Raw genomic sequence first — 26,319 nt, 5'->3', positions numbered from 1 at the left:
TCACTGGTGGCTTTTTCTGCCGTCTCGACGATCGCGGCCCATTCCTTAGAATGGTGAGGGTTACGCCCCCGCCCTCTGGATCGAGCGTCCTCGACCCGCCAGGACGCCCCCGCATTGAGCCAGTTCACCCATTTCGACGACGCAGGCGCCAGTCGCATGGTGGACGTCGGCGCCAAGCCGGTCACCCGCCGCCAAGCGCGAGCCAGCGGCCTCGTGCGGATGGCCCCGGCGACGCTGCGGGCGATCTGCGACCGCGAAACCGCCAAGGGGGACGTCCGCGAAGTCGCCCGGCTGGCAGGAATCATGGCGGCCAAGCGTACCGGCGACCTGATTCCGCTGTGCCATCCGCTGGCGCTCGATTCTGTGCGGCTTGAGTTAACTCCCCAAGGAAACGACGGTTTACTCATCGAGGCGACGGCCGAAATCACCGCCAAAACGGGCGTTGAGATGGAAGCCCTCACCGCGGTGAGCGTCGCGGCGCTCACCGTGTACGATATGTGCAAATCGATGGACCGCGGCATGACGATTGAGCGAATTCAGCTGGAGAGCAAGTCGGGAGGCGCCAGCGGCGATTTCGCCCGCTCCGGCGAACCCTCGCAGAAGTCTGAGTAACTCCCCCCTCGTGCCCGCAGACGTGTTTGGCGTAGGATACAGCAACAGGAATAGGGATCGATGAGCCAGGTTCGCCATACCGACGCCGATGCACGACAGGCACTCAGCCGGCTGTTTGCGCCGATTGCGGCCGACCTTGCGCTGGTAGATCGCCGCCTGCAGCAGGAGCTGCGGCACTCTGACCCGTTCATCGACGAGTTGGCACAGCACTCGTTCCGCATCGGCGGCAAGCGGCTCCGCCCTGCCCTGTTGCTGCTCACGGCCCAAGCCGTTCGCGAAGTGACGCCCGAGCACCACACGCTCGCCGCGGTCGTCGAGATGGTCCACACGGCGACCCTCGTCCACGACGACGTCCTCGACGAGGCCGACGTCCGCCGCCACCTCGATACGGTCAACGCCCGCTGGGACAATAACACGAGCGTCTTGCTGGGCGACTACTTGTTCTCGCACGCCTTCTACATGGCGAGCACGCTGGAGACGACCTTCGGCTGCCGGGCCATTGGCGAGTCGACGAACACCGTTTGCGAAGGCGAACTCCGCCAAACGAACAGCAGCGGCAACTTCTGGCTCAGCCGCGACGAGTATCTTGGCATCATCGACGCGAAGACCGCCGAACTGACCGCCTGCTGCTGCCGCCTCGGCGCTCACTACGCTGGCGCCGACGAAGCGACCGTCGATCGCCTCACGAGCTACGGCCGCAAGCTGGGGATGGCCTTCCAAATCGTCGACGATTTGCTCGACCTCGAAGGCGAAGAGCAGTCAACTGGCAAATCGCTCGGCACCGACCTGGCCCATCGCAAGATGACTCTGCCGCTGATCATTCTCCGCGATCAAGCGGCCGCCGCCGACGCAGAACGGCTGCAGTCGCTGTACGAGGAATCGGACGCGACGCACAACAGCATGCTAGTCGATTGGCTGGAATCGTCGGGCGCGCTTGAGCAAGCCCGCCGCACGGCGGTCGAGTATGCTCAGGAAGCTGCGGGCGAACTTGCAACGCTGCGAGATTCGGAAGCGAAGCGGATGCTGGCGGAGATCGCCCGCTTTGTGATCGCTCGGAATGCTTAGTCGATTCCCCCGGTCACTGACCGGGGGCTAAGCTGGCGATCTGGTCGGCCACCACTTCCGCGTCGACGTCGCCCTCGATATCGACGAACCGACACTCCGAAAGGCTACGGAACCAGACACCCTGCCGCTTGGCAAACTGCCGTGTCCGCGTTTTGATCCGCTCGAGCATCGACGCCCGATCGCGTTCGCCGGCGAGGAACTCGATCACTTCGCGGTAGCCGACCGCCTGGCTCGCCGTGCGGCCAAGCTGCAGACCGCCGGCGGTGAGCCGCTCGACTTCCTCGATCAGCCCCCGCTCGACCATCTCTTCCACGCGTTCGTTAATCCGCGCATTCTGCTCTTCCTTCGGCCGACGGAGGACGAAGACCCGGCAATCCTCGGCCTTACGGCTATCGTCGAACTCCATCTGCTGATGGCTGATCGGCTGGCCGGTGGCGCGAAAGACTTCGAGCGCCCGAATCAGCCGGCGAGTATCCCGCGGATGGATCGCCGACGCCGCGATGGGGTCGATCTGCTCCAAGCGGGCATGGAGCGCTTCGTTGCCGACTTCGGCCACTTCGCGCTCGATCTCTTGCCGCAACTCCCAGTTAGCTGGCGGCCCTTCGAACAACCCTCGCAGCAGCGCCTTGAGGTAGAGAGGCGTCCCGCCGACGAACAGCACCTCGCGTCCGCGACCGCGGATCTCCGCAATCTTCGCATGAGCGGCGTCGACATACTGGGCGACGCTGTAGTCCTCGTCGGCGTCAACCACGTCGATGAGATGGTGCGGCACGGCCGCCTGTTGTTCGGGGGTCGGCTTCGCCGTGCCGACGTCCATTCCCCTATAAATCGCCATCGAATCGAGCGAGATGATCTCGGCGTTCAGCCGTTCGGCGAGTGCCAGCGCGATGCGGGTTTTGCCCGTCGCAGTGACACCGGTGAGAAACCAACAATCGAGGGCGGGGAGCTCGCTAGGCACGGCGGTTGCTTCGCCCTGGGAGGCGGCTTAAACTACGGGATTACTGAACATTCGTGGCCCTCCATTGTGGGGTCTGCGGGCCTCACTGGGAAGACGCCGCCCCGCACGCGTCTCCGCCATGCGACCCCTCGATCAACTCGAAGCGACGATCCGCCAGCGGCAACAAGCCGGCGAGGCCGACAAGTCGTACACCGCTAAGCTGCTGGCCGGCGGCGTGGCCAAGATTGGCCCTAAGGTGACGGAAGAGGCGGCCGAGGTCGTTGAGGCCGCTGCCGAGCCCGATGAAGCAGGCCGCCAGCACACGATTCGCGAAGCGGCCGATGTGGTGTACCACCTGATGGTCCTGATGGCGGCCCGCGGCGTGGAACTTGCCGAAGTCGAGCGCGAACTTGCCCGCCGGTTCGGCATGTCCGGCTTGGATGAGAAAGCCTCCCGCGGGCCCAACTGAGTCAACACAAACCACTAAGTCACGAAGACGCCAAGAACGCACGAAGCTACTCGCTTCATAATTCCTGAGTATTTTGGTGACGCCCCTCGTGTCTTAGAGCCTTCGTGGTTCCTCCGCTAAAAAGCAACTATGGCTGAAAACCTTCGCATCGGCATTCCCAGCAAGGGCCGCCTCTCTGAGATCTCGACGGAACTGCTCGCCGACGCCGGCCTCAGCTTTCGCCGACAAGAGCGAAGCCTGTTCGCTCGCGTGCGCGACATGCCGATCGACGTCACCTTCCTGCGAACCGACGACATCCCGGTGCTGTGCGCCGAAGGCGCCATCGATCTCGGCATCACCGGCAGCGACTTGGTGAACGAGAGCGGCGCCGTCGTGACAACGCGTCTCAAGCTCGGCGTCGGCAAGTGTCGGCTCGCCCTCTGCGTTCCCGACGACAGCGGCGTCAAACGCCCCGCCGATCTCGACGGCAAGCGCGTCGCCACCAGCTTCCCGCACATCACCACCGGCTTTCTCGCCAGCCACAAAGCGACGCCGCACATCGTCAACCTCTCCGGCTCGGTGGAAGTAATGATCGCGCTCGGCGTCGCTGATGCGATCGTCGACCTCGTCGAGACGGGCAGCACGCTCGCAGCGAATCGCCTGCACGTGCTTGCCGAACTCGGCAGCTACGAGACGGTGCTCGTGCAAAATCCCGCCACGCCGCACGGCCACATCGCCGATCGCGTCGCCCGCCGCCTGGAAGGCGTGGTGATCGCCCGCGCTTGGTCGCTGTTGGAGTACAACATTCCGGAAGCGAAGCTCGCCGAAGCGGAGCAGATCACCCCAGGGTTCAGCTCCCCGACAATCAACCGCCTGGAGCAAGCGGGCTGGTTCGCCGTCCGGGCGATGGTGAAGCGGGGCGAGGTGATCGACATCATGGAGCGGCTGGAGCAGCTCGGCGCGGCGGCGATTCTCGAAACCGCGATCAGCAACTGCCGGCTGTAGTCGGTTGGATCGCTTCGAGAAACACTGGACAGGATAACAGGATTTCGCAGATCGACAGGATTGATAGCTGAGGAAAGCGAGCGTTTATCGCTGCCTTTGCGGTTGCAACTACATCCAGTCAATCCGCGCAATCCTGTGATCCTGTGATCCTGTGATCCTGTCAATAATTAGCTCGGCATTGCCTACTTGGCGATGCTAGCACGCCCCGCGCGTCTCTTGCCGCCAGCTGCCGGCGCTCGCTAGACTCCGCTGCTTCTCTCGTCCCCGATTGCGGCCCTCACTCGTCCCTGCACGCGCATGCTACACGCTCGACTACTGCTGGCTTGCGCGCTGCTCGCTTCGCTGGGCTGTTCGACCGCGTCGAAAATGCTCGCGCCGTCGAACTACCGCAACTGGGAACCTGATCAAGCGACTTTGCCGTACGTCGAGTTCCGCGGCAATCAGTTCGTCGCCCGCAATGTTCGCTACTGCCGCTACCTCGACGACGACTCTTACGTCGTCGAGCACGAAGACCGCACGTACGACTTGAATCAGCTGCGGAGCGTCGACTTCTTCATGGTGCCGTTCGACAACATGCCGCGGCTGGCGCATACGATGCTGAGCTTCGAGTTCGCGCCGCCCGACGGGCCGCCGCAATACTTGGCCGTCAGCATTGAGATTCGCAAAGAGCAGGGCGAAACGTACGCCGCCTGGAAGGGTAGCGCCCGGCAATACGAGCTGATGTACGTGCTGGCCGACGAACGCGACGTCGTGCAGGTTCGCACGAACATCCGCAAAGAGAACGTCTACCGCTACCGCACCATGGCGACGCCGGAACAGACGCGGATGCTGCTCGTCGACGTCCTCGCCCGCACCAACCAGCTCGCCAGCCGTCCTGAGTTCTACGACACGCTCACGAACAATTGCACGACAAACCTCGTCGATCACATCAACCGCATTCAGCCGCAACGGGTGAAGTACGACTACCGCGTGCTGCTGCCGGGCTACTCGGATCAGCTTGCGTTCGACGAAGGGCTCATTGCCCGTGCGGGGACGTTCGAGCAGACGAAACAGCAGGCGTACGTTAATGCGAAGGCCCTCGTCGCGGCGAACCAGGCCGACTTTTCGCAAGCGATTCGGCGATAGCGGACAGAGCAGGGCAGGGGAGCGAGACTTACTCGCCGAGGATCTTTACCAAGATGCGTTTCTTGCGCCGGCCGTCGAACTCGTAGTAGAAGAGATGCTCCCACGGCCCGAGGTGCAGCTTTCCCTCAGTGATCGCCACGACCACCTCGCGGCCCATCACTTGCCGCTTGAGGTGCGCATCGGCATTGTCCTCGCCGGTGCGATTGTGGCGATAGCGTTCCGGCGAGGGGTCGAACGGGGCAAGGCCCTCAAGCCACTTGTCGTAATCACTGTGCAGCCCCGACTCGTTGTCGTTGATGAACACCGACGCGGTAATGTGCATCGCGTTGACGAGCACGAACCCTTCCTGCACGCCGCTCTCGCGGACGAGGCGTTCGACGTCGTCGTGGATCGACACGATCGCCCGCCGTTGAGGGACGTTCATCCAAAGTTCGCGGGTCAAGGACTTCAAACGGCGGCTCCCTCAATCGGGCTTAGCATTCGTCATTTAGCGAGGCCTCAACGGGCGGGTGCAGCACTCGCCCTGCTCGTTAAACTCGACTAGCGACTTCGTGCCGTCGGGCTCGTCGACGACCACCAATTCGCTGCACTTCACCGCTCGCTTGTAATCGTTGAGCAGCGTCGCGGCCTCGTTGCTATGGTCGGCTTTCAAACGCTCTAGCGTCTCGCGTGAGATCTCGTGTGCCATGAGTTTGCCTCCTACTTGGCTAGCGTTCTCTCTCTATTTCATTTTACGTTTCGAGAGAGGTGCCAGTTAAGCACTCTGCACCTTTCGGCACGAACTAATTCGTTAAAAAGTCGCAAGCTTACTGCCGCTTGCTCGACTTCTCTGCCGTCGGGAAGTCGTCGGGAACGCCGATCGTCACTTCGCCCGTTGCGGCCCACTCGGTTCCGCGGAGGAGCGTCGTGATGAAGCCGACGCAATCCATCGAGTAGTCGGCGTGGCCCATCGTCGTGTGGAAGACGCGGCCTTTGCCGAAATCTAGAACCATCAGGCTCGGCTCGTCACGGCCGGTGCCGCCGGTTTCGGGATCGGAGTAGGCGGTGGCGAGAACGGTCATGTTCTTGGCCGGGCCGCGGAGGGTGTCGTAGAGTTCGTCCTGAGCATGCAGCCAACGCTCGGGGATCCCCTTCATGATGGGGTGCTCCGCCTCGCGGGTGCGGACGATGAACTCGTGCTGCTTGCCGTGCCCGCCGCAGCGGCCGGGGCCGTCGTCGCGGACGAGCTTGTCGTCCTTGTAGTAGACGTACGGTCCCGACTTTTCATCGCGACCAAACCAACCGCCAAGGCCGATCGCTTCGTTGTACTCGGGCCACGTGGCGAACGCGTTGTCGGCCGCGTGGACGCTCACGAAGCCGCCGCCGTTCTTCAGGTACTCGACGAAATCTTCTTCCGTCTCCTTCGGCCAGCGGTCGCCGTTGTAGTTGCTCACCACAACATCGTAGTCGGCGAACTTCGGGCGGAACGATTTCATGTCTTCGCCCGACTTGGGCGCCGTCGTCACATCGGCGACGAAGCGGCCCGACTTCTGCAGCATCTGATCGAGCAGCGGCGTGGTCTTCTGCCACTCGTGGTTGTTTTGGCCATCGATGATCAGCACTTTCAGTTTCTCGGCGTCGGCGGCGAGTGCGTGGTTTGCGACGCCGACCACGACGCACGACAGGGCAAGAATTGCCGAAGAGAGAAATCGACGTTGCAACATCAGATGCTCCGCATACCTGCTGGATCTTGGAGAAAAGGCTACCCGCGAAGGCTGATTCTAACGAACCCGTACCCCGGCGAGTAGCATCTCACGGCGGTATTGGCCCCAGAGCCGATGGCTGCCTACAATAGCGACGTCAGGCGGACATTTCTCCGTCCGTCTCCACCCCCTCGTTCCCGCCCGCCGCGCCAATCCATCGGGCTATTCGGCGCACCTCGCATGCCAAACTCCAAGCTGCGACAGCAGATCGCTTGGGAAGCCGCGCGCCTCATGTACGAGCGGCAAGAATCTGAGTACTACCGTGCTAAGCGGAAGGCCGCGGAGCGACTCGGCCACGGCTGGACGAAGCCGGCCGACTTACCGTCGAACGCCGAAATCCGTGACCAGGTGCAGATGCTCGCTCGTGTGCACGAAGGGGCCTCGCGCACCGACCGGCTGCGTGAAATGCGGCTGGCCGCGCTCGCGATGATGGAGCGACTCGAACGCTTCCGCCCGCGGCTGATAGGCAGCGTGCTTACCGGGCACGTGCGGCAGGGGTCGGACGTTGATATTCATGTGTTCGCCGACTCCGTGGAAGGCGTGGGCCACATTTTAGAGCAGCATGGCTTGCCCTATACGGTCGAGCGGAAGCTGGTTCGCAAACATGACGAATCGCGAACGTACACACACATTCACGTCGAGTCGGAGTTCACCTTCGAGTTGACGATTTACTCGACGAAGGAAGCCTACTTCGTGTTCAAGAGTTCGATCACCGGCAAGCCGATCGAGAAGGCGAGCATCGCAGAGCTGCGAGAATTTCTTTCGACGGAGTATCCCGACGTCGATCTCGATGAAGCGCTCGACGCAGCTCGAGAGCAAGTCGATCGCTTCCAGGTCTACCAGGCGTTGCTGCTGCCTCTGGAGAATGTCAAGCAGAATCTTACCTACCACCCTGAGGGAGATGCGCTCTACCATAGCCTCCAAGTCTTCGACCGCGCTCGCGACGAGATGCCCTACGACGAAGAGTTCCTACTCGCGGCGCTACTGCACGATATCGGTAAGGCGATCGACCCGCACGATCACGTCGCGGCAGGCCTAGAAGCGTTGGAAGACCTCATCCCCGAGCGAACCCAATGGCTGATCGAGCACCACATGCTCGCGCACGGCATCGCCGATCAGACGATTGGCCATCGTGCTCACAAGCGTCTGCGAGAGAGCGAGTACTACGAAGACCTGATTTTGCTGGGGAAGTGCGATCGCGGCGGCAGGAAACCGGGCGTCGTTGCTTCGGAGTTGGAAGAGGCGATTGAGTACCTGAGGGAACTCGACCGCATGTGCAACTAAGGATCCGTTGGCTTGGCGGTAATCTCACGGTAGATCGCGCCGATCTGCTCGGCAGTTCGCTCGCCGCTGTAGAACAGCACGCGGTAGTGAAGCTTCAATTCTTCCCCCTTAGCGAGGCGCACCTCCCCTTGCGGCGGGTCGCCCGCAGGAAAGTCTGAGTTGCCAAAGGGATTCGCCGCGAACAGGCCGTAGGTTCGCACGTGCCAGCGAGTCGGATGGCGGAAGCTATCGGGCATGTCGAACACGACGATGCCAGCGGGCTTGCCGTTGATCGTCCCGTGGTAGTCGACCCAATCGGCTGCACGCCCCCAGGCGTCACCGTCGAGTTGCCCGCGGGAGTTGCGAATCTGGCCGCCCCGCTTGGCGTCGACGTCGAACTCGCCGGGGACGCGAATGCCGAACGAGCCTTCTTTCGTGTCGCCGAACAGCAGTTCGCCGTCGCTCGCCTTCACTGTGACGGCGAAGTCAATCCACCGTCCCTCCGCATTAGCGCTGAAGCAGACCTTGCGTTCGTCCTCGCATACTTTCTTGCCAGCGTTAGTCCAGTCGTTCGTCGTGACTAGGCAGATACTTGCATCGTCGGCAACATCATCCTTAACCACAATCGTGCGCTGAACGATTTGCGGTCCCTCGGCACCTGCTTTGGGCTCCATCCAGAAGTCGAGGCCGTTGACAGATCCGTGGTTGAACCAGAGCGAACGGTGATGCGGGTGGTCGTCCTTCTCGGAGGCCAGCTTTTCACCGAACGGATATTGGCGCGTCATCGCCTTTCCGTCGGGGCCGTGGATCGGCCAGATCACGGGTTGATGCCCGCTGTGGAAGAGGTAGGTGGCAAACGGAGCTCCGCCTGCCGTGACGATGACGCTATCGTCAGTGCGATTCGCTTCAAGAGGCAGCGACGTCTTCGGTTCTTCCGCTGAATGCTCAGCCCGAACAGACGCAACGGCGAGGGATGCAAAGAATAAGGTCCCTAACGTGAGCGCTCGCCACGAATGGGCGGCAATCGTGCAGATGCGACGCATAGCAGGCAACTCCGGACGAGAACGAAAAAGCAAGCAGGTAGATTGCCCCTAGCTTAACCGCTCGTCAGAGAGCATGCAGCCCTATCGAATCGCCTCAACGGTGCAACATGGGCCCGTGGTTAAGCCATCGCTGCCGCGGCGAGTTCCGCGGGAGCGACTTCTGCTTCTTCCACCAGCCCAACTTCCAAGACCAGCCCGCCCCACTCGCATGTGAAGGGGATCGCCAGCGTTTGTGTCGCCGAACCGAAGCTGATGACGTGGTTCTTGCCAGTGATCACCGTCGGCAAGGCAAGCGACATGGCCAGGTGTTCCAGCCCGGCTTTCGCGCGGCCAGCCACCATGTTGGTCAACTCGCCAACGGCGTCAATGACGTCGCCGTCGATCGTCGTGCACTTCTGGCTGAGCAAGATCTCCGTCGCCGACAACGCGACGGCGCGGTCGAGGCTCAATACCACGGTGCCCGTGGCGCGCCCCGACAAACCGATGATGCCGCTAATATCCATCGTCGGCTGAGCGCCGTTGCCGATGGTCAGCTTCCCGCGCGTCAGTTCGCATTGAAGCATCGTGCTAAAGACTTCTGCCGCCGCGGAGACGAACGGATTGATGTACTCGGCTTTCAACGGTCTATCCTCTTAAGCAGCCGCAGACGACGAACAGTCGGCAGTGGGAAATAAATTTCTCGAGGTTGAACAATGCTGGCGACGCATCGGCAATCGATGCGATGCAGGCCTTAGACGCAAACGAACTTGTCGATCTTCTGACGGAGCAAGTCGTTTTCGAACGGCTTGGCCAAGTAGTCGTTGACGCCGGCGGCGATCGCTTCCTTGACGCGGCTCATTTCGGCTTCGGTCGTGATCATGAAGATCGGCACCGTCGAACCGGTGGCGCGAATTTCCTTCACGACGTCGAGGCCGGTCTTGTTCGGCATGTTCCAGTCGGTCATGACCAGATCAACGCTCGTTTCAGCGAACTTGGCGATCGCCTCGGCGCCGTCGCCGGCTTCGACGATTTCCGTCACGCCGCAAGCGTTGAGAGCGCGGATGATGATCTTACGCATGACGCCCGAGTCGTCGGCAACAAGCACTTTCATGGCACGAATCTCGCAATCCAGAAGGAGACAAAACAGTAGTCAAACGTAGGTCGTAGTTTTTCACCGGCGCGACGAACTTGCGGATTCTCGCACGTCGCCGCTACGCATTCCCGAAACTCCAGCTATCAATTCACCGGCAATCCGCTCAAGCGATACAACCCGCACCGCACCGCCGCAGGCAATCGCTTCCTTCGGCATGCCGAAGACGACGCACGATTCTTCATCCTGGGCGACCGTGTAGGAGCCGACGGCTCGCATGGCAAGCATCCCGGCGGCGCCGTCGCGGCCCATCCCGGTGAGGATCGCTGCCGTCGCGTGCGGGCCAAGTTGGTTCGCACACGAGTTGAACAGCACGTCGACGGAGGGCCGGAAGCCGTTCACTTGCGGCTGCTGATTGAGTTTGACGTAGTACGCGGCGCCTTGGCGGACGACTTCCATGTGGTAGTCGCCGGGCGCCACGAGCACCGTGCCGCGAATGATGCGGTCGCCGTTCTCGGCCTCTTTCACCCGCATGCGGCAGAGTCCGTTCAAACGCTGCGCGAACGCGCTAGTGAACGCCTTCGGCATGTGCTGAACGACGACCGTCCCCGGCGTATCGCCCGGCAGCGCCGGCAGCACGCGAGCGAGTGCTTCAGTGCCGCCCGTCGACGCGCCGATCGCGATCACCTTATCGGTCGCTTCGGCGAGCCCCTTCGGCGCCCTAATCGTCAGCGGCGGGCCGGCAAGGGCAGGTCCCGTCGCACGACGGCGGATGCGCGACGTCGCGGCTGCGCGAACTTTCGTGATGATGTCTTCGCTGATCTGAGCGGTGCCGTTCGTCACGTCGATCGATGGCTTCGTCACGAAGTCGAACGCGCCAAGCTCAAGCGCCTTGAGCGTCGTCTCCGCCCCGCGGGCCGTCAGCGACGAGACCATCACCACCGGCATCGGCCGCACGGCCATCAGCTTCGAAAGGAAGGTGAGTCCGTCCATCTTCGGCATTTCGACGTCGAGCGTCAGCACGTCGGGCGACAGCTCTTGAATTTTGCGGTACGCAATCAGCGGATCGGCCGCAGAGCCGACGACTTCGATTTCGGGATCGTGCGTCAGAATCTTCGTCAACAACTGGCGCATCAGCGCCGAGTCGTCGACGACCAGGACCTTGATCTTCGCCATGGGAGTGGTGCTTTCGTACTAGAACAAGGTGACGGCGTCGGGTGCGGGCGCGGCGGCGGTTTTTGTCTTGGTCTGCCGCAGGTACTGCACTTCTTGTTGCAGCGTTTCGTCGAGCAAGCGATTGGGGAGCGGCTTCACGAGCGCGCGGCCGGTCGCCGTGTAGAAGCAAACCTTCACCCCTTGGTTGCCGCCGACGCGCTGCGCGGCGAGCGTGATCCCTTCGTCGGCGAGGAATTGCCGCACGAACGCCACGTTCCGCTGCCCGATCTGAAGTTCGGCGCCCTGCAGAGCCAGCACATTAGCTCCGCCGAAGACCTTCGCTTGCAGACGGCGACGATCGCCTCCCAAACGCATGATCTTGTTGATCAGCAGTTCCATCGCGTGGATGCCGAACGCCGCGCTGGTCGTCTCGCGGTTCGCCTCCGGGAGCATGAAGTGGTTCATGCCGCCGACCTGGCTCACCGGATCGTACATGCAGGCCGCGATGCACGACCCCAATACCGTGGCGACAAGCGCGGGCTCGTCGCTAGCGAACACGTCGCCAACGATGATCGAACGCTGCGGGAGCGAAGCGGAAGGCGATGTATTCACGGAGCCGAGCCCTTCGCTAGCTACTCAGGAAGTTGAAACATGGTGTGTCCCAGCGAGCGCAGGGGGTTCGGCGTCCACTGAATGCTTTCGGAGTGGCCTAACATCAGATGCCCGCCGGGCTTCAGGTAGCGCGTAAGGTGCTCGACGACTTTGCGCTGGGTCGGCAAGTCGAAGTAGATCATCACGTTCCGACAGAAAATCACGTCGAACTTGGCGTTGATTTGCCAGGTATCCTCGATCAGATTGATCTGTCGGAATGTCAGCAGATCGCGCAAGGTTCGCTTCGCACGCACCTTGCCGGCGAACGAACCAGTACCGCGATCGAAATAACGCCGCGTGCGCAGATCGCCGACAGGCGCCAAATCCTCGACGTCGAACACGCCTTCCGAGGCGTGAGCCAGGACTTTGGTGTCGATGTCGGAAGCAAGCAACTTCACGTCCCAAGACGCATCGAACGCGGAGAACTCGCGCACCGTCATCGCCAGCGAGTACGGCTCGTGCCCATTCGAAGACGCCGCGCACCAAATCCTCAGTTTGCGAGGCCCGCCGGTAACGGCCTTCCGCGCAATGCCGGGAAAAATGTTCGACGTTAGATAATCGAAATGGTGCGGTTCGCGCAAGAAGTCGGTCTTGTTCGTCGTGATGCAGTTAATCATCTCCTGCATCTCGGTCCCGCTCGGGTCGCGCTGCAGGATGTAGTCGTAGTACTCGATGTAGTCGTTCAGCCGAAGCGCTCGCAACCGCTTGGCGAGTCGCGACGAGAGCAAGCAACGCTTCGAATCGTTGAGCGCAATCCCGGTCTCGGTGTAGATCAGGTGCTGGAACGCCTGAAAGTCGTCTTCCGAGATTGTTTGAATTCCGACCGACATACAATGCTCAGTTCAAGTATTGAAGCATTCACTCAAAAATTCTTGCGGCAACCGAGCGACTACAGGGCCAAACGAATCAGGCCGGCGATGTCGACGATCATCGCGATGCGACCGTCGCCGAGAATCGTCGCCCCGGAGACGCCTTCGACGCGCTCATAATTTGCTTCGAGGCTCTTCATTACGACTTGCAATTGGCCAATCAACTCGTCGACGACGATGCCGTACTTGCGGCCCTGATGCTCGACGATGACGACCAGTCCATCGCATGGATCGGTGACGTGGCCGTTCACGTTGAAGAGGCGATGCGTGTAGATCAGCGGCAATGCCTCGCCGCGAACCATCAGCAGTTCGCCGCGCTCCGCGACGCTCACGATATGCTTCGGTTCGGGACGGAGCGATTCGACGACGCTGAGCAACGGCAGCACGTAAACGTCAGTGCCAAGCCGCATCGCCAAACCATCGAGAATCGCCATCGTCAGCGGCAGGCGAATGCGGAAGCACGAACCTTTGCCAGCCGTGCTGCTAATGCTGATCGAGCCGTTGAGGGCTTCGACGTTTCGCTTGACGACGTCCATACCGACGCCGCGGCCCGAAACGTCCGTGATCTTCTCCGCGGTGGAGAAGCCTGGCAGCATGATCAATTTGTACGATTCTTCGTCAGTCAGCACTGCATCGGCGGGTATCAAACCGCGCTCGATCGCCTTCTGCCGCACGCGCTGGGCATTGATGCCGGCGCCGTCGTCGGCAATCTCGATGACGACGTTCCCGCCTTCATGGAACGCCCGCAAATCGATGCGTCCTTCGGCAGGCTTGCCGACTGCGATGCGTTGGGCAGACGACTCCAAGCCATGGTCGACGGCGTTGCGAATGAGGTGAGTGAGCGGATCGCTGACTTCCTCGATCACTTGCTTGTCGAGTTCCGTCTCCTCGCCCGACATTTCAAGGGCGACGCTCTTGCCGAGAGTGCCGGCGAGATCGCGGACAATCCGCGGGAAGCGGCGAAACACGTTGGCGATCGGCATTAGCCGCACCGCCATCACCTGCTCCTGCAATTGCTGCGTGGTGAGGTCCATCGCGGCGATCGCTTCTTGCAAGCTCTGGGCATCGGCCTCTTCGCTAGCGTAGGCCTGCTGGACCATCGAGTTGGCAATTACCAACTCGCCGACCAGGTTGATCAGTTCCTCGACCTTGGCGACCGAGACGCGAATCGATTCGGCGTTGTTGCCGCCTTTACTGCGTTGGGGTTCGCCGCCGCTAGCAGTCGCGCGAACCGTCTGCGGTGAGGCAACCGGCTCGTCGTCAAACAAGATCAGGCCGTCGATCGCCTCCTCTGGCTGACAACTGGACGCTGCCCCTGGTTGCGCATCAGGGTCAATCTGGCGACGAAGCGAGTCAATCAACTCGTCCAAGTTATCCGGCGCAGAGGAGCCGTCTTTCGCGGAGTCAATCAGGCACGACAAAGCGTCCGTCGCCTTGAGCAGCAACTCAATCCGCTCGCTCGTCGTCGACAGCTGGCGCTGACGCATGTGGTCGAGGACGGTTTCGACATGATGCGTAAACCCGGCAACTTCGGTAAACCCGAGTGCGCCGCCCGTCCCTTTGATCGAATGGGCGGCTCGGAAGATGCCGTGGATCAGCTCTTCGTCCTCAGGCCGCGATTCCAGCTGTAGCAGCCCGTCTTCCAAGCCGGTCAAGTGCTCGGAGACTTCTTCGAAAAACGCTGCGTGGAACTCTTCTAGGTCGATGTTCATGCGGTTGCTCCCGAGCGTTGGCAAACGCTGCGAATGGCGCGGACAAGCGTCTCTTCTTGAAACGGCTTCAGGATCCAACCATTCGCCCCGGCTTGTTTGGCGTCTTCCTTACGAGAAGGAGACGTTTCGGTCGTGAGAATCAGAATCGGGCAGGATGCGGTGTGGGGGAGCTTTCGCAATTGGCGGGTCAGCTCCAGCCCGTCGACTTCCGGCATGTTGAGGTCCGTGACGACGACGTCGACGCGTTCCCGGTTCGCTTCACCGATCGCCTCGGCGCCGGAGCTGCACGCCGCGACGTCATACCCCTCTGCAGAGAGGGATTGCGCGATCATGCGACGGATCGACGGCGAGTCGTCGACGATCAGAATTCGATGGGCCATACGAGAACTCAAATTAGGGGCGTTGCGCTCAGAAATGGCCGAATATCCAGCCATATCCATCCCCATTTCACTTCTCGGAATGGGCGTCTGATCGCATCAAACTGAACTTGCTAGCTCCGCCGAACGCAGGGGCGCGGTCGGTGTAGAACGGTTGCCGAAGCTTTCCGGACTTGGAGGCAACGAACGATACATTCGCCAAGCGGGTAGTCAATCAATTCGGGGCGTGCCTTTTTGCGCATATCCACGTTGCCGCATGAAGTTGGTGGACGGCCCCGTGTTGGTACCTCGCGGAGAGTCAAAATTGACAATCCATTGGTCCGGATAAGGCTCCGTCAGCCTGGATGACGTTTGCATTCTCGATCTTTCTCACGCTGCTGAGCGGAGGCGGATGGCGAAATTTCCATCGCCCGCGTCCGAATTTCGAGCGTTTGCGGAGTCAAATGAGCGTTCGGACAACCGAACGCGCCTGCGCGTTGCCGCATTCTCCTGGCTTGAATTCGAGACAGCTGGAGCCCGGCAAGTCCCATTTCCGATCTCTGGGTTAGCATGGGATAAACACCCCACAGCCATGGCAATTTAGGTTATTAAAAATGCAGCTGCCTCCGACGATGGACGTATGGGTCGTTGACGACGATGCGTCAATTCTCGAGTCCCTGGATGCGGCTTTCATCCGAGCCGGCTGGGCGACGCTGGCGTTCGGAAGCGTCAGCGCGTTCAAGGAACAGCTCGAAACCTCTTCGCCTGGCTGCATCGTCGCCGACCTGCACATCGGCGAAGCTAGCGGGATGGACCTGATCCGCCATGTGCACGAAGTCGCTTGGCCGGCGCCAGCAGTCCTGATCTCCGGCCACCTCACGCCGACGCTGGCGGTCAAGGCGATGCGGCAAGGTGCAATCACCGTCGTCGAGAAGCCGTTCGGCATCGAAGAGCTCTGCAGCGAAGTAGAGCTCGCCCGCATTCGCGGCTTGGAGATGCTCAAAGCGTTCTACCACCGCGATGCGGCTCGCGAGGCCATCGGCGCCCTCCCCGACGGCCACCGCGCTGTGCTGCGGGAACTCGTAGACTGCCGCCCGCACAAGCAAATCGCCACCCGCGTCGATATCTCCCTGCGGACAGTCGAAAAGCGGAAGAAGGAAATCTTCGAACGCTTGAACGTCGGGACGTTCACCGAGCTGTTGAATTTACTCCAGCTGGCAGACGTTTCGTTCCTGTCCACAGAAATGCAACTGCAGAAGGGCGCGTAGCGTCTTCCTTAATTACCCCGCCCAACGGCGGCGTCTCGACGAATGGAGATTGCTCCCCTGCGCGCACGCGGCATCTTGCTAGCAGCTTGCGCGGCGTCGATTGTATGCCTGGGGAGCTTCGCATCGACCGCCTGCGCTCAATCGCGCCACGTGCGGGTCGCTGGCCGTTTGGTTCCTGAGAACGCCAGCGTGGCGCCGCGCGAGACTACCGGCCACTCTACCCAGCCCGCGCGGCGTACCGCCGACGTGGTCCACCGCGACCCGCCCGCTCAATCGCCGGCCGACGCCATCACGCATCCCGAGTCGCGCGATCTCTCGGCCCCCAGCGAGCCGCCGGCAACCGAGCGAGAGGAAGAGAAGGAAGAAGAGGCCGTTGCCAACGACGAGCCGGCGGACGAGACCCTCGACGGCCTCCTCGGCCCATTCCTCGTGCGTGAACATGGCGGCGTCACCGGAGAGTACATCTACACCGGCGAAGTCTTCATGAACGCCCGTGGCGGCATCGCGACGGCGCACTCGCCCCATTACCGAGGCAACCTCGACCTCGTTGTGCAGATTGACACGGCGAAGCAGCAGTTCTGGGACGGCGGCCGCTTCTTCATCTACGGGCAATCGACGCACGGTAAGTCGATCTCGGAAGATTACGTGGGCGACTACCAGCTGTTGAGTAATTTAGATCCCTGGCCAAAGACGGAAATCGCCCAGGTTTCGGAGTACTGGTACCGCCAAGATTTTGGCGACGGCAACCTCGGCTTCAAAGCCGGCAAGCAAGACGCGAACGCCGACTTTGCCTTCGCAGATCTCGGCGGCGACTTCATTAATTCGTCATTCGGGCAAATTCCGACGGTCCCGTTGCCGACCTTCCCCAATCCTGGCCTCGGGCTAGCTTGCTTCTGCCACCTGCACGAGCACGCCCTCATCAGCGGAGGCATCTACGACGGCTTGCCCGACGGCGGACAATGGGGATTCAGCGGACTCGGTGACAATGGCTGTATCTCGCTAACCCAACTCGAGCTCCGCCAACCCGAAGAGTTTGGCAACGGCCTACCAGGAACCGTTCGCCTCGGTTTCTGGTATCACTCGGGCAACCCCGAAGAAATCGTCGCCGATCCGCATCCGCGCCTGCTAGGCGATAACTACGGCGCCTGGGCGACCTTCGACAAAATGCTGATCAACGAAACGGGGGAAGACGGCGACGAACAAGGCCTCGGCGCCTTCGCCCAATTCGGGTGGGCGCCTCAGGACCGCAACCAGGTTGACCAGCACTACGCCGGGGGCATCCTCTACCGCGGCCCGATCGATGGCCGAGACCTCGACGTGGTGGGCCTCGGCGTCACCAATGTTCTCTACGGCACGCCGAGCCGTCGAATCTTCGGTACAACGTACGAAACTGCAACGGAAGTCTTCTATAAGGCGTTTCTAACCGACTTCATCGCTCTGCAATTCGACCTGCAGTACATCACGAACCCAGAGGGCGTGTACCCCGACTCAATTGCACCGGGCGTGCGGTTCGAAGTGGTGTTGTAGCGGCCCGCCCGGACGCTCGGCCATAGAATCGTGCGACGCGACCACGCTGCGGGTAGCGGGCGGCGAGTTCCGAACTGCTCGTTTGCAACGCTGTAGGGGCGAGCATCGCGCCGAGCGTCAACATGCAGCCAACGCCTGCAATTGCGGTCAGCCACTTGCGGGAACTACTTTTTTGCACGGCGAAACTCCGCAACGAAGAGAAGAAGGAACGACCATCGCCCTAACTGCAGGCTAATTAGAGCCAGCGAGCGATTCAACGCGGCGGGAACCCGCATCCTGTGCGAACTCTCGGGCAAGCGGCGACTCTGTGGCACAAGCCGCACAATCCCTCCGTACACCGCAGAACGCTCGCAATTGCGCACGTCTTCCAGCGCACAACGCAACAACGGACCTTTCCAGTTGCCAAGGCCCATTGCAGCTGGTTAAGGTCTTGCTGGCGGCGCCTCTATTCTCTGGAGCACAACTCAATGCGTCGGGATCGCCTTCAGCGGCCGTTTTTGCTGGCCACGTTCCTCTCCGCAACGCTCGCAGCGAGCGCTTCGGCGGAGACTCACTTCACTGACGCCAGCAGCACTCTCTTCAACGGCCTCTCACTGACTGCCCGCAGCGCCTCGCTTGCGGACATCGACAACGACGGCGATCTAGACGTTTTCTTCCAAGGTTCCGGAACCGCAGATCGTCGGTTGATGCGGAACAACTTCGTTGGGTCAGGCACGCTCTCGTTCACCAACATTTCCAACACGCTTCCGAGCGGCGTCTCCAATTCCTGGAGCGCGGCATGGGCCGACTACGATGGCGACGGCTTCGTCGACGTGTTCGTCGGACAAACGAACGCCGGCGTCACCGGCACCGCCTTGAAAAACAACGGCGGCACGAGCTTTACCAATGTCAGTTCGACCGTGGGATTGGCTGACCCCGGCTTTCATCAGAACGTTGGCTGGATCGACATCAACAACGACAACCGCCTTGACCTCGTGATTGGCATGGAAGGCCCGGAGAAGCACGAAATCTACCTGCAGAATAGTGCCGGCCACTTCACGCCCGTGGGGGCTGCGGCGGGCATCCAAGCAAACTGGGGCACCAAAGCCTACGGCACCGCCATCGGCGACACCGACAATGACGGCGATCTCGATATCTATATTTCCACCTGCAATAGCTCCTTCGACATCCGCAATAACTTCTACGAGAACCAGCTATCGCAGACCGGCGTGCTGAGCTTCGTCGACATCGCCGATACGAACGGCACGCAAAACATGCCGAACAGCTACCACGCGGAATTCACTGATTTCGACGACGACGGCATGCTCGACCTATTCATGGTGGGCGCCGATCAGGAACCGACTCGCATCTTCCGCAACCTCGGCGGGAATAAATTCCAAGACGTCGCGGAACTCTTGGGCCACCCTCTCCTGAGCGATACCGGCGGCGATCTCAACGGCGGACGGGCCATCGACTACGACAACGACGGCGACCTCGACCTGTTCATGCACGACGATTTGCAAGTAAATGGCTCGGATCAGGCCCGCAAGCTCTACCGCAACGACGGCAATTGGAACTTTATCGACGTCACTCAATCGGTCGGCATCGCCTACCAAAACTCAGGCGCGTACGACAGCGTCTGGGGCGATCTCGATCGCGACGGCGACCTCGACCTGATTGCACCAACGGGAAGTGGCTTCCTGGAACGCATCTTCCTCAGCGACGCCGCGACGAACGGCAACAATTGGCTCTATTTGCGTCTCGACGGCACGGCCGACAACACCACTGCCATTGGCGCGTCCGTCTTCGCGACGATCAACGAAGGAACTCCCGAAGAGCGTACGCTCCGTCGCGAAGCGAACACGAATCCGGGGACCTTCAACCAGAGCGATTTGCCGGTTCACTTTGGTCTTGGCGACGCGTCGATCATCGACACGCTTCGTATCCTTTGGCCTGACGGAACCAGTCAGACGCTCCACGATGTTGCCGTTAATCAATACCTGAACGTAGGCTTTCCGGGCGACTTCGACCACAACGGCATGGTCGACGCCGCGGATCTCGTGAAGTGGCGCAGCGATTTCGGCGTCAACGCCGGCAGCGACGCGAACGGCGACGGCGTTACCGACGGCCAGGACTTTCTCGCCTGGCAACGTTCGTTCCGAGCGGGAACGACGTTCCACACGCCGGCAGCGAACGCGGTTCCCGAACCCCAATCGCTTGGCTTGGCGCTACTCGGCGTCGCGGCGATGTTCACCCGCATTCGGACGCGATCACAGCGTTAGCGGACGACGGATGCAGTCGGTTGCTACAGCTGCGCACGTCAATCGCGTTTTTGCGAAAACATCGACGGCATAGGGACTTACGGCGACAGATTCGTTGTTGCTTAACGTCTAGCTGCTTATACTTCAATACGCGCTCGCAGCGACGAACGCCTTCTCGGGGCAGGTCTGGTAGTGAGAGGCAAGGGACATTGGTACGCGCATTCTCCGTTAAAAACGGCTCGTTGACTCTTCGCTTCGCGACCTTTGCGGTTGTCCTACTGCTGAGCCGCGCCTCGGCTCTCGCACAGACCCGCGCGCTAGGACTCGACATCTCTGCCTGGCAAGAAGACATTTCCCAGAATACGTGGAACACGTTCTACTCCACGGCCAATCGAAAGTTCGCCTTTATAAGATCAAGCCGCGGCGGGACTACCGGATACTACAACCAAAACGACAAAGACAACCTGAATGGCCTCAACACGCTCTCGCAGCGTTACGACGACCCCTATTTCATCCAAAATATCACCCGGGCAACGAAGGCGGGAATCCTCACGGGCTCTTACCACTTCAACCGGGCAGACATCACGACCCAGACCTTGAATGCGAACGGTATCGCCAACACCGGCGCCGACGAAGCCGATCACTTTCTCCAGATGGGCGGAGCATGGATGCGTCCCGGCTACCTGTTGCCGGTCTTGGATCTCGAAGCGGGCGCCTCGCAGCACAGCACGGCCTCGTTGTCGAGTTGGTCGGTCGCGTTCTCCGATCGAATTTTCCAGGCTATGGGTATTCGCCCGATCGTCTACGTGAACAGCAGCTACGCGAACAGCGAAGTTAACTCATCGGTCGCGGCGTCGATGCCAAATCTTTGGATCGCCCGTCCGACTACTGGCGATCCTCTTACTACCGAACCTCCAGCCGCTTCTGGATTGCCGAATGTTTACGGCGTTTGGAACCCGAGCTACCCCAACACTCCGACGCCTGCCCCCTGGAAGTTCTGGCAGTACAGCACAACCGGCGGCGTCGCTGGGTTCAGCGGCAACCTTGACAAGAACGCCGCGAACGGCGGCATGGAATTCGTCAAAGACTACCTCGTCCCCGCGCTGTGGATGAATGATTCCAGCGGCGAATGGACGACGCTGTCGAATTGGAACAGCGGCATGGCGCCCGTCGAGCCGACACAAGGCCCTGGGCAAGTCGCCCGCTTCGGCGGCACATGGACCACGGGAACCGTCCCTGCCCGTCCCGCCCAGCGACTTCCAGGCGTCGACGATACAGTTCGCGGCGTCGACGGCCAGAACGACACCGTCGTTCTCAATCGGCCGAACGCGAACATCACAGTCACCTTGTCCAGCGGCTCGCACAACATTCGCAAGCTCTACGTCAACGAGACGCTCAACATCACCGGCGGTTCGTTGACCGTAAACTACGTCCCGTCGCCCGATTCCACGCCGTTTGGCGCTCAGTTTTCCGGCGCCGTCTCGCTTTCCAACGGCGCCGATTTCAGCGTTCACACGCTGCAGGTCGACGCGACGCGCACCTTCACGATCGACGGCGGGGACCTCACTGCAAACAAGATCAACTTGATGCCGCACGCATCAACGCCGGGCAAGATTCTGCTCGCGGGGGACGTGAATTTCACCCCGCTCGGCGGCGCCGCCGCGTTAATCGCGAACGGCAGCGGCAGCGGCCTGGCCGGGCGGATTGATTTGGGTGGAGCCAATCGTGCGATCAACGTCGCCGACGGAGCCGCCCCAACTGACCTGACCATTTCGACGCCGATCGTGAACGGCGGCCTGACGAAGACTGGCGCCGGCGTCCTCTCGCTTACAGGCGTCAATACGTACGCAGGCGATACGTCTGTTGAAGCGGGCTCGCTCAGGATCGGCAGCGCCTTCCTGGCCAACGGAGCCGATGTCCGCCTCGCGACCGGCGCCATCCTCGACCTAAACTTTGCAGGAACTGACGTCATCGATTCGCTCTTCATCGATGGCATCTCGCAATCCGTTGGCACGTGGGGAGCGATCGGCTCAGCCGCCGACTTCACGTCGTCGCTCATTACAGGCGCGGGCCTCCTGCAAATCAGCACGTTCGTGCCGCCCCCCTCCCCTGCGGACTTTAACTTGGACGGCTTCGTCGACAGCGCCGATTTGGCGATTTGGAGCATCAACATGGGGCTCGTCGGCAACGCAACCACCGCTCTAGGCGATGCCAACGGCGATCTGAACGTCGATGGCACCGACCTGCTCGTCTGGCAGCGCGAGTTCACCGGCCCTCCGCCAGTTACAGCCGCAGTGCCAGAACCGGCAACGGCCACGTTGCTCTTCTGCTCGTGCGCAGCATTTGGTCGCCTCGCGCGGCTACGCCGCTGCATCGCCTAGACCGCGACGACAACGCTAGAGCGTTCGCTCACGCTCGGAGCAACATCATTAGCCCCGGGCTCCGCCCGGGGGTTAGTCACCAATCCGGTACGCGTTGTCGCGTGATGCGCTACCCCTGGGCGGAGCCCGGGGCTAACGCCGCTTACGGGCCGCAGCCACGCCGACGAACGCGCTAGCCAACAGCAGCGAGCTCGGTTCAGGCACGCCCGAGAGACTCTCGAACGCCCCGGCGCCGTTCACGCTGTTATACAGCGACTTAAACAGCCGAAAGTCAGCGATATCGTTGTCGCCGTCGAGGTCAAGATCGCCGCGACCGAACGCATCGCGTTGCCCGAGGCCGGCGAAGCTCGTGTACGAGTACGTCAAAAACAGCTCCCAATCTGCTCGCGACGTGAGTCCATCAAGATTAATGTCGGCAGACGTGCCGACCGCGGGAACTTCGGTGAAGGAGAAATCAAGCTGGTAGAACTGATTGGCGTCCTGGTTGCCGCGAATGCGAATCAAGTAGTCGCCGGGGGCAGACAGAAACAGTCCGCCGATGGATTCCACGCCGCCAATTCCGGTGTTGTTCGCCCGTTTGATCTCGCTCACCGTGGGGCTGGCTGTCAACAACTGCATCGTCAAATCGCTCTGCGCGGCCGCGTTGAAATTGCCCTGCTGCACCGAGACATAGCTCGGCCCGATCGGCGTGAGCTTGATGTTCGCGAACCCGGTTCCCACGGTCGTGAAACGAAACCAATCGGCGTCGCTCGTCCCGTCGATTCCCAGCCAATCGCTGTCGAACTGGTTAACAGTCGAGTCGACGGCGTCACGCCCCCGCGAAATCGATTGTCCTGTCGTGAAGCTGCCCAGCGGCGATGCCTTGGAAGCGATGTCGTTCCCGCCGTTGCGTTCCAGCGGATCGCCGTATTGACGATTTAGAGCGTACACGTCGTCGAACTGCAGGCCCCAAATGTCGGTTCGCAGCCCCCCCTCCATCACCGCCGTGACGCCGGTGTTCTGGGCGTGGCCCAACCCCACGCCGTGGCCCGTTTCGTGAATCATCAGGTTCCGCAGAGCGGCCTCGGTCGAATGCCAGAACGTTGGCTGGCCGTTCGACTCGCGCGTCGTATCGATCCGCATGTCGCCGCTGTCAGGGAAGGTGTTGTCGGCGAGTGCGCCGCCCGGCGTGCTATCAATATTCTCGCCGCCAATCTGAATGTCCCCCGCCAGTCCTGTATCGACGCCGTTAGCGAACTTCTCGGCCACGTACTCCATCCGAATGCCCGACACGCGTGCGAACTGCGCGTAGGCAGTATTCATCACTGTCCACCAGGAGCGATTGGTGTAGTCGGGCGTCCGCTGAGCGGCGGGGATATTCCAGCCGTCGTCGAGGTACTGCACCAAGTTGCTATTATTGGAGCGAGAGTACGACTCGCCGTCGGGAACGACGCTCCACCGCAGCGTCACCGGATCGCCGCGCTGCAATCCTCCCCCATCGACCTGAGTCGCCGACCAGCGGTTGACGATTTCGTAGGCGGCCGCGCGCTCGGCTGCAATGGGCAGGGCCGTCGCCCCGAGCGTGGCGCAGAGAGACGCCAAAGTGAAGTATCGTCGTAGGTGCATCGTGGCGCCGATTCTGTTCCCGAGAGAAGTCTCGCCGCACGTCTGGCGGCTTCTATCAATTGACGCAGATTAGTCCCCAGGGTGCAATGAGTTTCTTTGGCGACTTCCCTTCGGTCGCTACGAGTTGGCGGTGAGGGCGGCGCCCCCTCGCGGTCTCCCGCAGTCGCTCACGGCGAGCCAGATTGTTGGACGCCAGCGGCCGCTGGAGCCGCCGTTTCCTCGCAGATCGCCCGCACGACTTTTGGCAATTGAATAAAGCCTGAATAGTGGTCGGCGTCCATCTCTATGTGGTGCCCCAGGGGCAACTTGGCCGCCTTGGCAAGCGCCGCGGAACATTGCGGCGGTACGACGTCGTCGTATTTACCGCTGTAAAGCCACGTCGCGGCGGGGTCGATCCGATGGGCCAGTCGCAATGGTTCGACTTGGCGTGCTAGCTCCCGGATTTGCTCGTCCGTGACGCCCGCTTCCGCGAGCTTTCGCCGCGTCTTGGCAGCGTCCTTTGCCCCGTTGAAAATCACTTCCTGCAAATCGCCGCCGGCGAGCAGGATGAACACCCGTTCGTAGCCATGGTCGAGCCCCGCCACGGTCGACACCACGAACCCTCCCAAACTGGTTCCCTGCACGGCAACGGTCGAATCATCGACGACCGGCAGCGCGGCGACGGCGTCGCGGGCTCGCCGTACGTCGGAGATTGCTTGCTGCATCGAGTTGAGACCGCGTTCGATATCGGTAAGCTTCTCATCGCGCCGCGCGCCATATCCAGGTAACTGCAACAGAAATGCGTGCAAGCCATGGCCGCTGATGCCGCGAGCGATCAGGCGGCCGACCGTCATTCGCTTGCCTGATTCATGCACGACAACCACCGCGCGAGCCTTGCGAACGGCCCCCTGCTCGTCCCGCGCGGCGAACCACTCCATCGCCACGCGGTCGTTGATGGCGTTGCCAATCGGCCGCGCGGAGGGAAAGCGGACGAGCCAATCGCCGCAGCCAGGCTCGGCCGTTTGCAGTTCTACGGAGAATTCGCCCGGCGCCCAGCGGAGCGCTTCGAGGCATTCGCGGGCGTCGGCATTTGCTTCCTCGCCGCAGTCGAGCGTGTCGTGCGTGGTGAACTTCGCTCCCTTGGCGAGCGGCACTTGCTCCTTCGCCTCGACGTGGCAACTAGCGGTTGCACCGAGCAAGCAACAGGCGACGAGGCAGCGTAACGCGACCATGCAGGCTCCGCGAATTCATGGCAGGAGAGTGGTTCGAACGGCAACCGACAGTATAGCTACTCCAGCATCCCGCGGGATGGCGACTAGCGACGCAGTTGCATCGGTCTAGCGGCGAGGAGACAATCTTCACAAATCGCTGCTGCTTGCTAGAACTTTCGCGACCTCCCATTCGCCGCCATGTCCGAACTCACCGCCTACCACGAAGCCGGCCATGCTCTGATGGCTCACCTGCTGGGCGGCCAAGTGCAACTCGTGACGATCGAACCCGACGACGACGATGGGCCCCGACGGTCGGGCGATGCACAGATCTTGTGGCGACGTTCGCGAATGAGCGACCGCGAGTTCGCCGCCAAAAGCGTGCAAGTTCACTTAGCCGGTCCCGTCGCCGAGATGATTTACTCCGGCGAACCTTATCACCCCGCGTTTATTGCCGAGTGGTCGGCAGATTGGGAAGGCGCCCTCGCCGCCGCAGAACTACTCGTCCCCGACAAGCGCAAGCGAGTCGCCCATATCGAGCAAATTTCAATCGCGTTGCACCGCCAACTTCAAGGCGATGATTTGTGGCCTGCGCTCGCTGCGATCGCGGACCATTTGCTGGCTCATGAAACGCTGGACGCCGAGCAGGTCGAAGAGATCCTTGAACAGTATTCTTAAGCTGCGACCTTAGGGCTCGTGAGGCTAGATCGCCCGGCAGAAATCCCGGCACGGCGTTAGCGAAGTTATTACGTTGCCCGCCGCAGGTACGGCGATGGTGGTCTGGCAGTGCGCAATATGGCTTCTCAACGACCAACCGCTGGTTTCCACCCGACCACATCAAACTTCCATCCTCCGCGGCTAGGTCCAGAGCTAACGCATGTCGACAATCTCTGGCCCCGTCCGCTCTTCACGGCTTGGCCCAAACTCTAAGTTTCGCTTGCGGCGGAACCGAGATCCGGCCGTTCGAAGCAGCTCTCCGCAACGCACGCTCGCGTTTGCGGGTTGCGTTCAAGCTCAGCGTCTAGCCGCGGCCGGGTTGTGGCGTCGGTTTGCGCCGTA

At 61.4% G+C, this 26,319-nt stretch carries 25 protein-coding genes; 11 read left to right on the top strand and 14 right to left on the bottom strand.

All coding sequences use genetic code 11. The features are described 5' to 3' along the window. Positions 1-114: 114 nt before the first annotated feature. Positions 115-612, top strand: coding sequence for a cyclic pyranopterin monophosphate synthase MoaC (gene moaC / locus ACQY7R_RS26460; protein WP_428308544.1), 498 nt, complete (start codon positions 115-117; stop codon positions 610-612). A gap of 60 nt (positions 613-672) precedes the next feature. After that, positions 673-1,677: a polyprenyl synthetase family protein gene (locus tag ACQY7R_RS26455; protein WP_428308543.1), complete on the top strand. Its 1,005-nt coding sequence runs from the start codon at positions 673-675 to the stop codon at positions 1,675-1,677. Between the two features lie 13 nt (positions 1,678-1,690). Here the strand turns inward: ACQY7R_RS26455 and miaA are convergent, their stop codons facing one another. Beyond that, positions 1,691-2,635, bottom strand: a complete 945-nt coding sequence (gene miaA, locus ACQY7R_RS26450; protein WP_428308542.1) for a tRNA (adenosine(37)-N6)-dimethylallyltransferase MiaA — start codon at positions 2,633-2,635, stop codon at positions 1,691-1,693. Positions 2,636-2,753: 118 nt separating this feature from the next. Here miaA and hisE point away from each other — a divergent pair, with 118 nt between their 5' ends. From hisE to ACQY7R_RS26435, 3 genes are all read left to right on the top strand, one after another. Continuing rightward, positions 2,754-3,083, top strand: a complete 330-nt coding sequence (hisE, locus tag ACQY7R_RS26445) for a phosphoribosyl-ATP diphosphatase (RefSeq protein WP_428308541.1) — start codon at positions 2,754-2,756, stop codon at positions 3,081-3,083. Positions 3,084-3,212: 129 nt separating this feature from the next. Then, positions 3,213-4,067 carry an ATP phosphoribosyltransferase gene (hisG, locus tag ACQY7R_RS26440; protein ID WP_428308540.1) on the top strand — a complete coding sequence of 285 codons (855 nt, stop codon included), beginning with the start codon at positions 3,213-3,215 and terminating at the stop codon, positions 4,065-4,067. Positions 4,068-4,364: 297 nt separating this feature from the next. Then, on the top strand, positions 4,365-5,192 hold the full coding sequence (locus ACQY7R_RS26435; protein WP_428308539.1) for a DUF4105 domain-containing protein: 828 nt from the start codon (positions 4,365-4,367) through the stop codon (positions 5,190-5,192). Positions 5,193-5,220: 28 nt separating this feature from the next. Here ACQY7R_RS26435 and ACQY7R_RS26430 read toward each other — a convergent pair whose 3' ends face one another. The 3 genes from ACQY7R_RS26430 to ACQY7R_RS26420 all read right to left on the bottom strand — a co-directional run bounded on the left by ACQY7R_RS26430 (position 5,221) and on the right by ACQY7R_RS26420 (position 6,895). Continuing rightward, positions 5,221-5,643, bottom strand: a complete 423-nt coding sequence (locus ACQY7R_RS26430; RefSeq protein WP_428308538.1) for a secondary thiamine-phosphate synthase enzyme YjbQ — start codon at positions 5,641-5,643, stop codon at positions 5,221-5,223. A gap of 36 nt (positions 5,644-5,679) precedes the next feature. After that, the gene (locus ACQY7R_RS26425) at positions 5,680-5,880 is read right to left on the bottom strand and encodes a hypothetical protein (protein ID WP_428308537.1); all 201 of its coding nucleotides are present in this window, start codon (positions 5,878-5,880) and stop codon (positions 5,680-5,682) included. Between the two features lie 118 nt (positions 5,881-5,998). Next, positions 5,999-6,895: a ThuA domain-containing protein gene (locus ACQY7R_RS26420; protein WP_428308536.1), complete on the bottom strand. Its 897-nt coding sequence runs from the start codon at positions 6,893-6,895 to the stop codon at positions 5,999-6,001. 219 nt (positions 6,896-7,114) lie between these two features. Here ACQY7R_RS26420 and ACQY7R_RS26415 point away from each other — a divergent pair, with 219 nt between their 5' ends. Then, a complete protein-coding gene (locus ACQY7R_RS26415; protein WP_428308535.1) occupies positions 7,115-8,218 on the top strand; it encodes an HD domain-containing protein in 1,104 nt (367 codons plus the stop codon). Here ACQY7R_RS26415 and ACQY7R_RS26410 read toward each other — a convergent pair. From ACQY7R_RS26410 to ACQY7R_RS26375, 8 genes are all read right to left on the bottom strand, one after another. Next, complete coding sequence (locus tag ACQY7R_RS26410; protein ID WP_428308534.1) at positions 8,215-9,240, bottom strand: PmoA family protein; 1,026 nt, start codon at positions 9,238-9,240, stop codon at positions 8,215-8,217. The genes ACQY7R_RS26415 and ACQY7R_RS26410 overlap by 4 nt on opposite strands. Before the next feature lie 119 nt (positions 9,241-9,359). Continuing rightward, the gene (locus ACQY7R_RS26405) at positions 9,360-9,860 is read right to left on the bottom strand and encodes a chemotaxis protein CheX (RefSeq protein WP_428308533.1); all 501 of its coding nucleotides are present in this window, start codon (positions 9,858-9,860) and stop codon (positions 9,360-9,362) included. 110 nt (positions 9,861-9,970) lie between these two features. Further along, the gene (locus ACQY7R_RS26400) at positions 9,971-10,330 is read right to left on the bottom strand and encodes a response regulator (protein ID WP_152097735.1); all 360 of its coding nucleotides are present in this window, start codon (positions 10,328-10,330) and stop codon (positions 9,971-9,973) included. A 60-nt stretch (positions 10,331-10,390) separates the two neighbouring features. Beyond that, complete coding sequence (locus tag ACQY7R_RS26395; RefSeq protein WP_428308532.1) at positions 10,391-11,485, bottom strand: protein-glutamate methylesterase/protein-glutamine glutaminase; 1,095 nt, start codon at positions 11,483-11,485, stop codon at positions 10,391-10,393. A gap of 18 nt (positions 11,486-11,503) precedes the next feature. Next, a complete protein-coding gene (locus ACQY7R_RS26390) occupies positions 11,504-12,076 on the bottom strand; it encodes a chemotaxis protein CheD (RefSeq protein WP_428308531.1) in 573 nt (190 codons plus the stop codon). A 20-nt stretch (positions 12,077-12,096) separates the two neighbouring features. Then, on the bottom strand, positions 12,097-12,945 hold the full coding sequence (locus ACQY7R_RS26385; protein WP_428308530.1) for a CheR family methyltransferase: 849 nt from the start codon (positions 12,943-12,945) through the stop codon (positions 12,097-12,099). A gap of 59 nt (positions 12,946-13,004) precedes the next feature. Further along, the gene (locus ACQY7R_RS26380; RefSeq protein ID WP_428308529.1) at positions 13,005-14,696 is read right to left on the bottom strand and encodes a chemotaxis protein CheA; all 1,692 of its coding nucleotides are present in this window, start codon (positions 14,694-14,696) and stop codon (positions 13,005-13,007) included. Continuing rightward, on the bottom strand, positions 14,693-15,076 hold the full coding sequence (locus tag ACQY7R_RS26375; RefSeq protein ID WP_428308528.1) for a response regulator: 384 nt from the start codon (positions 15,074-15,076) through the stop codon (positions 14,693-14,695). The genes ACQY7R_RS26380 and ACQY7R_RS26375 overlap by 4 nt, the downstream gene beginning before the upstream one ends. Positions 15,077-15,666: 590 nt before the next feature. On the opposite strand from ACQY7R_RS26375, the gene ACQY7R_RS26370 reads away from it, so the two are divergent. The 4 genes from ACQY7R_RS26370 (at position 15,667) to ACQY7R_RS26355 (ending at position 22,468) form a co-directional block, all read left to right on the top strand. Next, positions 15,667-16,320, top strand: coding sequence for a response regulator transcription factor (locus tag ACQY7R_RS26370; RefSeq protein WP_428308527.1), 654 nt, complete (start codon positions 15,667-15,669; stop codon positions 16,318-16,320). Between the two features lie 42 nt (positions 16,321-16,362). Continuing rightward, positions 16,363-17,847 carry a carbohydrate porin gene (locus tag ACQY7R_RS26365; RefSeq protein ID WP_428308526.1) on the top strand — a complete coding sequence of 495 codons (1,485 nt, stop codon included), beginning with the start codon at positions 16,363-16,365 and terminating at the stop codon, positions 17,845-17,847. Positions 17,848-18,314: 467 nt separating this feature from the next. Beyond that, positions 18,315-20,108: a CRTAC1 family protein gene (locus tag ACQY7R_RS26360; RefSeq protein WP_428308525.1), complete on the top strand. Its 1,794-nt coding sequence runs from the start codon at positions 18,315-18,317 to the stop codon at positions 20,106-20,108. 221 nt (positions 20,109-20,329) lie between these two features. Next, on the top strand, positions 20,330-22,468 hold the full coding sequence (locus ACQY7R_RS26355; RefSeq protein WP_428308524.1) for a GH25 family lysozyme: 2,139 nt from the start codon (positions 20,330-20,332) through the stop codon (positions 22,466-22,468). Positions 22,469-22,600: 132 nt separating this feature from the next. On the opposite strand, the gene ACQY7R_RS26350 is transcribed toward ACQY7R_RS26355, so the two are convergent. Together ACQY7R_RS26350 and ACQY7R_RS26345 are read right to left on the bottom strand one after the other, a co-directional pair. Continuing rightward, the gene (locus ACQY7R_RS26350; protein ID WP_428308523.1) at positions 22,601-24,073 is read right to left on the bottom strand and encodes a matrixin family metalloprotease; all 1,473 of its coding nucleotides are present in this window, start codon (positions 24,071-24,073) and stop codon (positions 22,601-22,603) included. A gap of 167 nt (positions 24,074-24,240) precedes the next feature. Next, positions 24,241-25,284: an alpha/beta hydrolase family protein gene (locus tag ACQY7R_RS26345; RefSeq protein ID WP_428308522.1), complete on the bottom strand. Its 1,044-nt coding sequence runs from the start codon at positions 25,282-25,284 to the stop codon at positions 24,241-24,243. Between the two features lie 177 nt (positions 25,285-25,461). Between ACQY7R_RS26345 and ACQY7R_RS26340 the strand changes: the two genes are divergently transcribed. After that, positions 25,462-25,938, top strand: coding sequence for a hypothetical protein (locus ACQY7R_RS26340; RefSeq protein ID WP_428308521.1), 477 nt, complete (start codon positions 25,462-25,464; stop codon positions 25,936-25,938). Positions 25,939-26,319: the final 381 nt, after the last annotated feature.

Origin of the sequence: Lacipirellula sp. (genome assembly GCF_965279485.1) — a bacterium.
Lineage (GTDB): Bacteria > Planctomycetota > Planctomycetia > Pirellulales > Lacipirellulaceae > Lacipirellula.
Note: the sequence above shows the minus strand (reverse complement) of the source record. Positions and strands in the feature narration are given on the sequence as shown.

Coding starts and splice junctions, on each gene's coding strand:
- ACQY7R_RS26455 (WP_428308543.1), top strand. CDS start 673: ATGAGCCAGGTTCGCCATACCGACGCCGATGCACGACAGGCACTCAGC.
- hisE (WP_428308541.1), top strand. CDS start 2,754: ATGCGACCCCTCGATCAACTCGAAGCGACGATCCGCCAGCGGCAACAA.
- hisG (WP_428308540.1), top strand. CDS start 3,213: ATGGCTGAAAACCTTCGCATCGGCATTCCCAGCAAGGGCCGCCTCTCT.
- ACQY7R_RS26435 (WP_428308539.1), top strand. CDS start 4,365: ATGCTACACGCTCGACTACTGCTGGCTTGCGCGCTGCTCGCTTCGCTG.
- ACQY7R_RS26425 (WP_428308537.1), bottom strand. CDS start 5,880: ATGGCACACGAGATCTCACGCGAGACGCTAGAGCGTTTGAAAGCCGAC.
- ACQY7R_RS26420 (WP_428308536.1), bottom strand. CDS start 6,895: ATGTTGCAACGTCGATTTCTCTCTTCGGCAATTCTTGCCCTGTCGTGC.
- ACQY7R_RS26415 (WP_428308535.1), top strand. CDS start 7,115: ATGCCAAACTCCAAGCTGCGACAGCAGATCGCTTGGGAAGCCGCGCGC.
- ACQY7R_RS26410 (WP_428308534.1), bottom strand. CDS start 9,240: ATGCGTCGCATCTGCACGATTGCCGCCCATTCGTGGCGAGCGCTCACG.
- ACQY7R_RS26400 (WP_152097735.1), bottom strand. CDS start 10,330: ATGAAAGTGCTTGTTGCCGACGACTCGGGCGTCATGCGTAAGATCATC.
- ACQY7R_RS26395 (WP_428308532.1), bottom strand. CDS start 11,485: ATGGCGAAGATCAAGGTCCTGGTCGTCGACGACTCGGCGCTGATGCGC.
- ACQY7R_RS26385 (WP_428308530.1), bottom strand. CDS start 12,945: ATGTCGGTCGGAATTCAAACAATCTCGGAAGACGACTTTCAGGCGTTC.
- ACQY7R_RS26380 (WP_428308529.1), bottom strand. CDS start 14,696: ATGAACATCGACCTAGAAGAGTTCCACGCAGCGTTTTTCGAAGAAGTC.
- ACQY7R_RS26375 (WP_428308528.1), bottom strand. CDS start 15,076: ATGGCCCATCGAATTCTGATCGTCGACGACTCGCCGTCGATCCGTCGC.
- ACQY7R_RS26370 (WP_428308527.1), top strand. CDS start 15,667: ATGCAGCTGCCTCCGACGATGGACGTATGGGTCGTTGACGACGATGCG.
- ACQY7R_RS26365 (WP_428308526.1), top strand. CDS start 16,363: ATGGAGATTGCTCCCCTGCGCGCACGCGGCATCTTGCTAGCAGCTTGC.
- ACQY7R_RS26360 (WP_428308525.1), top strand. CDS start 18,315: ATGCGTCGGGATCGCCTTCAGCGGCCGTTTTTGCTGGCCACGTTCCTC.
- ACQY7R_RS26350 (WP_428308523.1), bottom strand. CDS start 24,073: ATGCACCTACGACGATACTTCACTTTGGCGTCTCTCTGCGCCACGCTC.
- ACQY7R_RS26345 (WP_428308522.1), bottom strand. CDS start 25,284: ATGGTCGCGTTACGCTGCCTCGTCGCCTGTTGCTTGCTCGGTGCAACC.
- ACQY7R_RS26340 (WP_428308521.1), top strand. CDS start 25,462: ATGTCCGAACTCACCGCCTACCACGAAGCCGGCCATGCTCTGATGGCT.